At 43.4% G+C, this 3,158-nt stretch carries 2 protein-coding genes; both read left to right on the forward strand.

The annotated features are described in order from the left end of the window. The first annotated feature begins 372 nt into the window (after nucleotides 1-372). Nucleotides 373-2,568: an InlB B-repeat-containing protein gene (locus MFLO_RS13480; RefSeq protein ID WP_162148165.1), complete on the forward strand. Its 2,196-nt coding sequence runs from the start codon at nucleotides 373-375 to the stop codon at nucleotides 2,566-2,568. Between the two features lie 107 nt (nucleotides 2,569-2,675). Then, on the forward strand, nucleotides 2,676-3,116 hold the full coding sequence (locus MFLO_RS13485) for a hypothetical protein (RefSeq protein WP_036098545.1): 441 nt from the start codon (nucleotides 2,676-2,678) through the stop codon (nucleotides 3,114-3,116). Nucleotides 3,117-3,158 lie beyond the last annotated feature (42 nt).

The raw sequence follows: 3,158 nt of genomic DNA on the forward strand, positions 1-3,158 counted from the left end.
GCGTGGATGGCTTTACGCTTCCGAATGCCGGAAACTTCATTCAATCGTTGACTGATGAGGTGGAGCTGGTCGCGGTTAATAGCCAGTTTCAAATTATCAATCGTCTCTCTGTCCAACTGCAAAGTCAGTAAACTAGATAGAAAAAGGAACCTTTTCGGTGAGAAAGGGTTCTTTTTTCATCCCGTGTAAACGACAAAAAGAAAGGAAACACGCATTTTACGCGTTGCTTTCATCGACAAAACACCCAAAGGCTATAAAAAAGACCAAATCAGAAGAGAGAATTCACAAAGCGGTCACAACTAGAAAGGGTGCAGGATGATAGACTTAAAGAGAGCGATTCCATGCGATTCAAAGAGGGAAGGGAGAAACGAGATGAACATGAAAAAGAGCTGGGCCATTGTCCCGACAACGGTATGGTTGCTGAGTTTAGGTACACCGTTCGCGGTAGAGGCTGAGACTGACGGTGAGAAGTCATCAAGCCAAACATTTACGCCGACTGTGGGACAAACGAATCGAGAAAATCAGGCCATTCAACCCCAAGCAGATGAGGTGGTGTATAAAACCATTGATGAGTGGATTCCTAAAAATCAACGTTTGGCTACTCGCGTTGCGGAGGAACTCAATATTGGTTTTTCTCAAAAAATCTCACAAGAGAAATTATATAGCTTAAAGGGGCTATACATGGATGTGACCGATATGAATGGTCAATACTCGCTAGAAGGAATTGAGGTGTTAAAGGGACTCACTTCCTTTACGATTCTTGGCGGGGCCGTTGATTATTCTCCACTTGCGGAGCTAACAAATCTAACGGCACTCAATTTTAATTTGTGTGACATTCCTCATTTAGATTTTGCCAAGAATTTAAAAAAACTGTGGCGATTAGAAGCGCATTCTGCTGGAATTACGGACATTGAAGGGATACGTAACCTGCCCAATCTAGGGATCTTGTATTTAAGTGGCAATTCAGGTATTCAAGATCTTTCGCCTCTGGGGACACTCAACAATCTGTATGATGTTGAATTAGGGGGGCTGCCATTAAAAGACTTATCCTTATTGGAAGATAAAACCGGGATTAGGTATTTAGATATTGGGGGGACTCAAATTACAGATTTAACAGGGATTGAGAAGCTGACGAAGTTAGAAGAGTTAAGGCTTAGTCAAACATCCATTCGTGATTTTTCTCCGTTAAAAGATTTAAAATTAACTTTTTTAAGTTTACTAAGTATGGGTTTAGATAGTGAGACGGATTTTTCCCCTCTCTTTGCCATTGAAACATTGGAAACCCTGGGACTTAGTGATAATAATATTTCCACCCCGCCTTCTTTTAAAGCGTTAGCGAATTTAAAAAGTATTTCTTTAAGTAGAAACAATATTACAGATGCTAGTTTTGTCAATGATCTCCCGCTAAACGCAACCGTTAATTTGCAACAAAATCAAATTTTAGATTTATCGGTGATTCAAGACTACGAGAAGCGGACGGACCTTCGCCTACAAAATCAGCGTGTAGTTTTACCTGCACGTTATGTGCGAGGAGATGATGCGTTTACAGTGAACAATTTATTGATTCAGCCTGACGGAACCCCCTTTGATATTCAATTAGGAGGAAGTACAGCACAGATCGATGTCGGGGGATTGAATGAAACGAAGACGAAACTTCAGATTCAAAACCTTGAAAAATACGCCAAACAGGTCGTATATAATGATGCAAGCTCTAACTATGGGGATTACGTGGGATATGGTCTGCGTGTTGGGAAGTTTAACGGAAGCGTAGTCATTCCTATCCAATTCGCGGAAGATCAAGTGGTTCAGTTGGATTTAGATGGAGGGACTTCCCATTCTAAAAAGGAACTTCTTGTATTTCCAGGAAAGCTGATTCCAGAACCTGAACAACCTATAAAACCCGGCTATATCTTTACGGGATGGAGTCAGGTAGGGGAGGAAGAGACTTCGAACTGGGACTTCCAAAAGCAAGTGATGCCGAATGCACCCCTCAAGCTCAAAGCGACTTGGCAGATGGTGTCGTATAGGCTCACCTATGATGCGAATACCTCAGAGGCTGTAGAAGGACTTCCAGCTGATCAAGTCTTTACGGTCGAAGAACTCGCAGTCGTTTCTGCCGTTACGCCTACACGGGAAGGTTATACCTTTACCGGATGGAATACGAAGGCAGATGGAACGGGGACGGAGATTTTGCCTGAAACGAACTGGACAACGCTGATGGATACGACATTATATGCGCAGTGGAAAGCCGATACGATCATTGTAGATCCCTTTCCAGACCCAGACCCGAAACCCCAACCGGTTCCAGATCCGCAGCCCGTGCCACAACCGGAACCCACGCCAATTCCTCAAACTTCTCCGATAGATCCTGAAAGAGGGAAAGAGGCGTGGGTGTCTACAGACAAGGGAAGTCAATTGCATTCTGGAGGTAAAGAGAAAGAAGGGATGTCCAGTCCATCCAACAACTTGGACACGTTACCGCAGACAGGGGGCACGCCGATTCGTGTCTTTGCAGGCATCTTAGGTCTTACGCTTTTAGGCTATGGTCTACGAAAAATTTTAAAGTAAAGAGAGCCACAAAGAGAATTCTTTTTCATAAGAAAGCTAAGGCTGAGAATAGACTTAAAGAAAGTGAATCCATGCGAGTAAAATAGGGAATGGGAGGGAGAAATGAAATGAACATGAAAAAGAGTTGGGCGGTTGTCCCGACAGCAGTGCTATTAGTGAGTTTGGGTAGCCCTTATGCCGTAGCGGCGTCGACCGAAGGAGCACAAGCTACTACGAGTCAGACTACTTCTCAAGAAGTGGCGACTGAGAAGAAAGAAACGAAAGCAACTCCTAAAGTCAACACACAAGCAAGCGAGGTCAAAACCTTTGATGAATGGTTTCCAACGAATAGTAGCCTCGCATTAAAAGTAGCGGATGATTTGGGCATGTATACAGGAGATCTCGTGTCGCTCGAACGGTTACAAAAGATTACCTGGTTAAGTTTAGTTCATACGCAAACGCGAGGAATTGAGGTGCTTTCTGGATTAGCAGGACTCACCATTACTGGCGGTGTTTTTATCGAAGATTTGAAAAAAACTACCGAATTTAGAGAGCCTAGATATCTATGAAAATACAGGGCTTACCAACTTGGATTTTTTGAAAGAGCTTCC

The organism is Listeria floridensis FSL S10-1187, from assembly GCF_000525875.1.
GTDB classification, from domain to species: Bacteria; Bacillota; Bacilli; order Lactobacillales; family Listeriaceae; genus Listeria; species Listeria floridensis.